Origin of the sequence: Pseudomonas sp. 22082, assembly GCF_052046055.1 — a bacterium.
Lineage (GTDB): Bacteria > Pseudomonadota > Gammaproteobacteria > Pseudomonadales > Pseudomonadaceae > Aquipseudomonas > Aquipseudomonas pharyngis.
Genome location: NZ_JBQEQB010000039.1, coordinates 19,885 through 27,500, shown reverse-complemented (window position 1 = coordinate 27,500; position 7,616 = coordinate 19,885). Strand labels below are relative to the sequence as shown.

The following is a 7,616-nucleotide window of genomic DNA, read 5'->3' as shown; positions in this document are numbered from 1 at the left end:
TCCCCTCCCGCCCTTCATGCTCCTGCATCAAGGCCGCCAACGCGGACGCGCCCGCCCCTTCAGAAAGGTTATGGGTATCGGTGTAATACACGCGCATGGCCTCGGCGATTTCATCTTCGCTCACCGAGACAATCCGCGCCGCACCCTTCCTATAGATGTCGAACGCCTCCGCAATAGGTCTGCGCACAGCAAGGCCGTCGGCAAAGGTGTTGGCCGACGCGGTTTCACAGATCGTTTTCGCTTCGAAAGACAGTTTGGCGGCCATTGCTTCCGTCGACACCACCCCTACTATCTCGGTATTCAGGCCCAACACGTCCCGGGCAGCAATCACACCACAGATTCCCGAACCACAGCCGATTGGCACATAGACGGTGTCCAGCTCTGGCGCTGCACTGAACAGCTCAAGCGCATACGTCGCAACGCCCTTGACCAGTTCGGCATGAAATGGCGGCACCAGGTACAGTTCATGTTCCTGCGCCAGACGAGCCGCCTCCTCACGAGCCTCATCGAAATCACGCCCGTACTCGACCACCTCACCGCCGAACCCGCGCATGGCGTTGTTCTTTTCCATTGAGTTGCCCTTTGGCACAACGATCAGTGCCCTCAGCCCCACGGCACTGGCTGCCAGCGCAAGACTTTGGCCATGATTGCCACGCGTCGCAGAAACGATGCCTTTGACGCTCGGGTGCTCACGGCGCAGCCAGTTCATGAAGGTAATGCCACCGCGCACCTTGAAGGCACCGGTCGGCGTGTGGTTTTCGTGCTTGACCCAAACGGTGCATCCCAATCGCTCGGCCAGCAGAGGCCAGCGATACTGGGCGGTAGCTGGCATCACCTGGTAAACCTGGCGGGCAGCGTGTTCGAGGTCATCGCGCGTGATTGTATGCATGAGCGTCTCCTTGGCTTTGCCCCAGTCTAGGCACGCAGGCGTCGCGTCGGCTTTCAAAAAACGAACCTGACTTTTATGCCATCCCTTCACTACTATGACGCTCATGAGTCATCGAAACCGTCAGAACACTCCAACCATTGCAGAACCGGTCCGTCGCATCGAGGCAGGTTCGTGGACGATCGAATTGCTGCCCGGCGCAGCCTACTCGGCACGCTACGTGGCGACCCAGTCAGCGATTGGCTTTGCCTTCGACAGCCAACGCGGCCTGCATGCCATCGGTACTGACCGGGTACGTCCCTTCGACGCGATGCCCAATGGCCTGGCGTTTGTCCCGGTCGGCTGTGATGTGTTGTCCGAGTCCCCCATGGGCGGTGAATACCTGCGGGTCATCCGCACCAAAGGGGATGCGTTGGCCGGAGATCGGCCATTCAACAACCGCATCGACCCGCAGGCCATTCTCCTCGCCCAGCGAATGCGCAGCGCGCTGTTGCAGCCCAAATGGGACGATGACTGGGAAACCTGGGCGCTTGCGCTGGCTGAGCGCGCCGCAGTTCAGGACGTGCCAGTGCACCGCGGCTCGATCACCGACAGCCGAATGCGAAGGCTGGATGAGTTCATTGACGCAGGTCTCAATGGCCCGCTCGATGTACTGTCGATGGCACACCTGCTCGAATTGTCCGAAGGCTATTTCACTCGCGCCTTCAAACAAGCCACGGGCAAAAGCCCCCATAGCTATTTGATCGACCGGCGCCTGGCCAAGGCTCGGGCGATGATATGCGACGGGAAAACGGCCTTGTCGCAGGTCGCCCTGGCCTGTGGATTCAATTCCCAGGCGCACCTGGCAAGCGCCTTCAAACAACGACTTGGCGTGAGTCCGGCACAATTGCGCAAAAGTACTTGCCACAGCGCCAGCGCCGGCAAACAACATGCGTCGTGATCGCTTTCGTGTCTTCTGTCTTCTGATCCGGAAAGCCGTCCCAGCAACCCTTCGGGTCGTGTTCTGCAATGCCGATTGCACGTCGTTCATGCAGGCTGCACGAACCCCCTCAGCCCTGCTATCGCACAACCCCTGATCCAGACGCCTTTGGCCGAGACGCGCGACTGGCATGGCAAATGCGTTGTTCTTCGGGAATCCACGGCGCCGAGAGACATCGGACTGTGTTCTAACCCTGAATAGCAGAGGCAACCAACATGAACGCGATCGACCTTCTGAAAGCCGACCACGAGAAAGTCAAAGGGATCCTGAGCCAACTCAGCGAATCGACGGACCGGGCCCTGAAAAAACGTGTCGAGCTACTGGGCAAACTGGAAATGGAGATCTCGATCCACACCCGACTCGAAGAGGAAATCCTTTATCCGGCCTTCAAGGAAGCCGGCACCAAGGAACAGGACATCATGTACTTCGAAGCCAAGGAAGAGCACCGCACCGTGGACTCGCTGGTGCTGCCAGACCTCAAACTGACTGATCCGGGTACGCCCGAGTTCGCTGGTCGGGTCAAAGTGGTCAAGGAGCTTCTGGAGCATCACATCGAAGAGGAAGAAACCGAGATGTTTCCGCAGGCAAAAAAACTCCTCGGTAAAGCGAAGCTCGATGAACTGGGCGAACAAATGGAAGCGATGAAAGCCAGCTACAAAAAGGAAATGATGGCCGGCAACGTGGCGGCGTGATGCTCCCGAAACCCAGAAAGCCCGGCATCTGCCGGGCTTTTCTTTGGGTTGATATCACGCTCGATTCCCGCGAATTTTCATCCGCCCGCCGGTGGCATTCAAACGCCGTTGTGTGGTGTGCTGTTCGTCATGAGCCCGCGGTTCCCATTCGGGCTCACAACATTCCGGCCATTAACCGATGAGGTCCGTTTCATGAGCAATACGTCTTACGTGCCACCCAAGGTCTGGAAACACAGCGCGCCTTCCGGCGGCCAATTCGCCAATATCAATCGCCCGATTGCCGGGCCGACGCATGAAAAAACGCTGCCGATCGGCAAGCACCCGCTGCAGCTCTACTCGCTGGCCACGCCCAATGGCGTAAAGGTGACCATTCTGCTCGAAGAATTACTGGCGCTCGGCTGCACCGACGCTGAATACGATGCCTGGCTGATCCGCATCAACGAAGGAGACCAGTTCTCCAGCGGATTTGTCGAGATCAACCCCAACTCGAAAATTCCGGCTTTATTGGACCGCAGCGTGGAGCCGGGCATTCGCGTGTTCGAATCCGGCTCGATCCTGTTGTATCTGGCGGAGAAATTCGGCGCCTTCCTGCCCTCCGATCCGGCGGGTCGCACCGAAACCCTGAACTGGCTGTTCTGGCAAATGGGTGCTGCGCCGTATCTGGGCGGTGGCTTTGGACATTTCTATGCGTATGCGCCGGAAAAACTCGAATACCCGATCAATCGATTCACCATGGAAGCCAAGCGTCAGCTGGATGTACTCGATCGCCGCCTGAGCGAAAGCCCTTACCTTGCCGGCAACGACTACACCATCGCCGACATCGCGGTCTGGCCGTGGTACGGGCAACTGGTGCGCGACAATGTGTACTCCGCCGCCGAGTTTCTTAGCGCCCATGAATACACCCACGTGCAGCGCTGGGCGCAAGAGATTGCCGAACGACCTGCGGTGATTCGCGGCCAGCGTGTCAACCGGACGTGGGGCGATGAAGCGAGCCAGGTCCCGGAGCGACATCAGGCGAGCGATCTGGATTGACATTGGCCTTATCCGATACAGCGCCTGTAGCCTCCGGCATCAGGCGTTGTGTCTGATAAATCGCTCCCACCGCCCCACGGACCGCTACGCTTTATTTCCAGGTGTCAGCGGCCCAGCGATGAAAGTACGACACCCGACCTCGAACAACAACGGAGGGTCGTCCACCCGCATGAACATTCTCTACGACGAACAGGTCGACGGCGCCTTGCCCGACGTCGACAAAGTCGCGCTTCTGCAAGCCCTGCAGCACCAATGGCCAGACCTGGACGTGCTGCATCAGCGCGAGGAATTGAAACCGTACGAGTGCGATGGCCTCTCGGCCTACCGCACCACGCCGCTGCTGGTGGTACTGCCACGGCACATCGATGAAGTTCAGGGCGTGTTGCAGATCTGCCATGAACGACGGGTGCCGGTGGTGGCCCGGGGCGCGGGGACCGGTTTGTCCGGCGGTGCATTGCCGCTGGAAAAAGGCGTGCTGCTGGTGATGGCGCGCTTCAACAACATCCTCCAGATCGACCCAAAGGCCCGCACTGCGCGGGTTCAACCCGGCGTGCGCAACCTGGCGATTTCCCAGGCCGCCGCGCCGTTCGGGCTGTATTACGCACCTGATCCTTCCTCGCAAATCGCCTGCTCGATCGGCGGCAACGTGGCGGAAAATGCCGGTGGTGTGCATTGCCTCAAGTACGGCTTGACCGTGCACAACCTGCTCAAGGTCGAGATCCTCACCGTCGATGGCGAACGCCTGACGCTGGGGGCGGACGCACTGGATTCCCCCGGTTTCGACCTGTTGGCGCTGTTCACCGGTTCCGAAGGCCTGCTCGGGGTCATCACCGAAGTCACGGTCAAACTCTTGCCCAAACCGCAGACGGCCAAAGTGCTGCTGGCGGCGTTCGATTCCGTGGAAAAGGCTGGCCGCGCCGTGGCGGATATCATCGCGGCCGGCATCATTCCCGGTGGCCTGGAGATGATGGACAATCTGGCGATCCGCGCTGCTGAAGACTTCATCCACGCCGGTTATCCGGTGGATGCCGAGGCGATTCTGCTCTGCGAACTCGATGGCGTTGAGGCCGATGTTCACGATGACTGCGCGCGGGTCCGACAAGTGCTCGAGCACGCCGGCGCCACCGAACTGCGTCAGGCCCGGGACGAAGCCGAACGCGTGCGATTCTGGGCCGGACGCAAAAACGCCTTCCCCGCCGTGGGCCGGTTGTCGCCGGACTATTACTGCATGGATGGCACCATCCCGCGCCGCGAGTTGCCCGGCGTATTGCATGCGATTGGACAGCTTTCAGCCGAATACGGCCTGCGAGTGGCCAACGTATTCCATGCCGGCGACGGCAACATGCATCCACTGATTCTGTTCGACGCCAACCAGCCCGGGGAGCTGGAGCGTGCTGAAACGCTGGGCGGCAAGATCCTCGAACTGTGCGTCAAGGTCGGCGGCAGCATCACCGGAGAACACGGTGTGGGCCGGGAAAAAATCAACCAGATGTGCGCGCAGTTCAACGGCGATGAGCTGACCCTGTTCCACGCCGTCAAAGCCGCGTTCGATCCCGGCGGCCTGCTCAACCCCGGCAAAAACATTCCGACCCTGCACCGCTGCGCCGAATTCGGTGCCCTGCACGTGCATCACGGGCAGTTGCCCTTCCCCGAACTGGAGCGGTTCTGATGGGTGAAGCGATGGATTTCGATGACAGCGCCGCGCTGCTCGAACAGGTCAACCGGGCACTGGAAAACGCCACGCCGCTGCGCATTCAAGGGGCCAACAGCAAGGCGTTTCTCGGGCGCATCGTCGGTGGCGAGATTCTCGACACTCGCGCCCATCGCGGCATCGTCAGCTACGACCCGACCGAACTGGTGATCACCGCACGCTGCGGCACTCCACTAGTGGAACTGCTGGCCGTGCTGGACGCTTCGCAACAGATGCTGGCGTGCGAACCACCGGCCTTCGCCGACGATGCCACGGTCGGCGGCATGGTCGCCAGTGGCCTGTCCGGGCCGCGTCGGCCCTGGTCGGGATCGGTGCGCGATTTCGTGCTGGGCACGCGAATCATCACCGGTCATGGCAAACACCTGCGCTTCGGCGGCGAAGTCATGAAGAACGTCGCCGGTTATGACCTGTCGCGCCTGATGGCCGGCAGTTACGGATCGCTTGGGGTGATCACCGAAGTCTCGCTCAAGGTGCTGCCCAAACCGCGAGCGTGCCTGAGCCTCAGTCTGGAAATGCCCAGCGAACAGGCGTTGCTGCGTCTGGCCGAATGGGGCCAGCAACCGTTGCCGATCAGCGCCGCGTGTCACGATGGCCGGCAACTGCATTTGCGTCTTGAGGGTGGCGAAGGTTCGGTGGCGACCGCCCATGATCGTCTTGGCGGCGAGCCGCTCAACAGTTCGTTCTGGGCCGATCTCAACGAACAACGCCTGGGCTTCTTCGACGAAGACCAACCGCTCTGGCGCCTGTCCGTGCCGCTGAACACGCCGCCGCTGAACCTGCCCGGCCAGCAGTGGCTCGACTGGGGCGGCGCGCAACGCTGGCTCAAATCGACGGCCGAAGCTGCGGTCATTCGCAAAGTGGTCGACGAAGTCGGCGGGCATGCAACCTGTTACAGCCACGGCCTGATCGACGAGCCGTTCCAGCCACTGGCGCCCGCCCTGCTGCACTATCACCGCCAACTCAAACGACAACTCGACCCCCGGGGCATTTTCAATCCCGGGCGTCTGTACGCGGAGCTTTGAGCCATGCAGACCACCCTCAGCCCGCAATCCCGGCAACTGCCCCGCGCCGAAGAGGCCGAAAGCATCCTGCGCACGTGCGTTCATTGCGGATTCTGCAACGCGACCTGCCCGACTTATCAATTGCTCGGCGATGAACTGGACGGCCCGCGCGGACGCATCTACTTGATCAAGCAAGTGCTCGAAGGCAACGAAGTCACGGCAAAAACCCAGCAGCATCTGGATCGTTGCCTGTCGTGTCGCAACTGTGAAACCACCTGCCCTTCCGGCGTGGACTATCACAACCTGCTCGACATCGGCCGGGCGGTGGTGGACGCCGCCGTCCCGCGGCCGCTCGGGCAGCGTCTGTTGCGTGAAGGACTTCGACGCGTCGTGCCCGATCCACGGTTGTTCAAAGGGCTGATCAACGCCGGCCAGATGTTTCGGGCGCTATTGCCCCATACCCTGCAAGACAAACTGCCACGCAACGTGGCGCTGCCTGCTCCACGACCCGCCATCCGTCATGCGCGGCACGTGCTGATGCTCGAGGGTTGCGTGCAGCCAGGTTTGTCACCCAATACCAATGCCGCAGCGGCGCGGGTACTGGATCGTCTGGGCATCAGCGTGATTCCTGCTCGCGAGGCTGGCTGTTGCGGCGCGGTGGACTATCACCTCGACGCCCAGATCACCGGCCTTGAGCGCGCCCGCCACAACATTGATGCGTGGTGGCCGGCCATCGAACAGGGTGCCGAGGTGATCGTGCAGACCGCCAGCGGTTGCGGTGCGTTCATCAAGGATTACGGGCATTTGCTTCGCGCCGATCCAACTTATGCCGAAAAGGCCAAAGCCGTCAGCGCGCTGGCAAAAGATCTGGTTGAGGTGCTGCGCGAAGAGCCGCTCGAATCCTTCGGCATCCACGCCAATCAACGTGTGGCTTTCCATTGTCCCTGCACCTTGCAACACGCACAGAAACTCGGCGGTGCGGTGGAGTCGGTGCTGACACGACTGGGCTTCGACCTGACTGCCGTCCCCGACGCTCATCTGTGCTGCGGCTCGGCGGGTACTTACTCGATCACCCAACCGGCGCTGGCCAGGTCACTGCGCGACAACAAACTCGCTGCACTGGAGAGTGGTCATCCCGAGATCATCGCCACCGCCAACATCGGCTGCCAGATACACCTCGACGGCGCCGGCCGCACGCCCGTCAGGCACTGGATCGAACTGGTGGACGCGCATTGCCGATGAAAGTCCGAGGTGCCTGCTAACCTTCAAGCGGTGGCGCAGACAAGACTGAACATTGCGTCGATCCACGTGTTCT

General features: G+C 61.1%; 7 protein-coding genes (1 of these 7 running past the window's edge). 6 read left to right on the top strand and 1 reads right to left on the bottom strand.

Going from position 1 to position 7,616, the window contains the following annotated elements; genetic code table 11:
* Positions 1-889: the 5' portion of a threonine dehydratase gene (locus tag ACTJK9_RS28885; protein WP_221399422.1), read on the bottom strand. Its footprint begins 68 nt before the window's first position; 889 of the gene's 957 nt are visible here — the first part of the coding sequence; its start codon is at positions 887-889; its stop codon lies beyond the left edge, outside the window.
* A gap of 94 nt (positions 890-983) precedes the next feature.
* On the opposite strand from ACTJK9_RS28885, the gene ACTJK9_RS28880 reads away from it, so the two are divergent.
* The 6 genes from ACTJK9_RS28880 (at position 984) to glcF (ending at position 7,543) form a co-directional block, all read left to right on the top strand.
* Positions 984-1,826 carry a helix-turn-helix transcriptional regulator gene (locus ACTJK9_RS28880; protein ID WP_085613096.1) on the top strand — a complete coding sequence of 281 codons (843 nt, stop codon included), beginning with the start codon at positions 984-986 and terminating at the stop codon, positions 1,824-1,826.
* Positions 1,827-2,080: 254 nt separating this feature from the next.
* Positions 2,081-2,557 (top strand): hemerythrin domain-containing protein, encoded by a 477-nt coding sequence (locus tag ACTJK9_RS28875; RefSeq protein WP_039770748.1) that lies wholly within the window; start codon positions 2,081-2,083, stop codon positions 2,555-2,557.
* A 192-nt stretch (positions 2,558-2,749) separates the two neighbouring features.
* On the top strand, positions 2,750-3,589 hold the full coding sequence (gene yghU, locus ACTJK9_RS28870; RefSeq protein ID WP_440817745.1) for a glutathione-dependent disulfide-bond oxidoreductase: 840 nt from the start codon (positions 2,750-2,752) through the stop codon (positions 3,587-3,589).
* A gap of 169 nt (positions 3,590-3,758) precedes the next feature.
* Positions 3,759-5,258, top strand: coding sequence for a glycolate oxidase subunit GlcD (gene glcD, locus ACTJK9_RS28865; protein ID WP_440817749.1), 1,500 nt, complete (start codon positions 3,759-3,761; stop codon positions 5,256-5,258).
* Positions 5,258-6,322, top strand: a complete 1,065-nt coding sequence (glcE, locus tag ACTJK9_RS28860) for a glycolate oxidase subunit GlcE (protein WP_440817742.1) — start codon at positions 5,258-5,260, stop codon at positions 6,320-6,322. Before glcD ends, glcE begins: the two co-directional genes overlap by 1 nt.
* 3 nt (positions 6,323-6,325) lie before the next feature.
* Positions 6,326-7,543, top strand: a complete 1,218-nt coding sequence (gene glcF / locus ACTJK9_RS28855; protein WP_085613092.1) for a glycolate oxidase subunit GlcF — start codon at positions 6,326-6,328, stop codon at positions 7,541-7,543.
* Positions 7,544-7,616: the final 73 nt, after the last annotated feature.

Coding starts and splice junctions, on each gene's coding strand:
- ACTJK9_RS28880 (WP_085613096.1), top strand. CDS start 984: ATGACGCTCATGAGTCATCGAAACCGTCAGAACACTCCAACCATTGCA.
- ACTJK9_RS28875 (WP_039770748.1), top strand. CDS start 2,081: ATGAACGCGATCGACCTTCTGAAAGCCGACCACGAGAAAGTCAAAGGG.
- yghU (WP_440817745.1), top strand. CDS start 2,750: ATGAGCAATACGTCTTACGTGCCACCCAAGGTCTGGAAACACAGCGCG.
- glcD (WP_440817749.1), top strand. CDS start 3,759: ATGAACATTCTCTACGACGAACAGGTCGACGGCGCCTTGCCCGACGTC.
- glcE (WP_440817742.1), top strand. CDS start 5,258: ATGGGTGAAGCGATGGATTTCGATGACAGCGCCGCGCTGCTCGAACAG.
- glcF (WP_085613092.1), top strand. CDS start 6,326: ATGCAGACCACCCTCAGCCCGCAATCCCGGCAACTGCCCCGCGCCGAA.